The organism is Citrobacter sp. TBCS-14 (genome assembly GCF_005280805.1).
Lineage (GTDB): Bacteria > Pseudomonadota > Gammaproteobacteria > Enterobacterales > Enterobacteriaceae > Citrobacter > Citrobacter gillenii.
In genome coordinates this window covers 1-230 of record NZ_SZWM01000128.1, presented here as the reverse complement: position 1 = coordinate 230, position 230 = coordinate 1, and the positions used below count along the sequence as shown (strand labels likewise).

Below are 230 nucleotides of genomic sequence, written 5' to 3'. Positions count from 1 at the left end.
GGCGGATACCGACCTGTGGATCGAAGTAGAAAAAGACTTCACCACCTACGGCGAAGAGGTCAAATTCGGCGGCGGAAAAGTGATCCGCGACGGCATGGGCCAGGGGCAAATGCGCGCCGATGCATGTGTGGATCTGGTAATAACCAACGCGCTGATCGTCGATCACTGGGGGATCGTGAAAGCGGATATCGGTATCAAAGCCGGCAGGATCTTCGCCATCGGCAAGGCAG

The 230-nt window shown here is 57.0% G+C and carries 1 pseudogene; it reads left to right on the top strand.

Annotation, left to right across the window (positions count from 1 at the left end):
- Positions 1-230: pseudogene (gene ureC, locus FDX22_RS00690) on the top strand (urease subunit alpha); the annotation flags it as partial.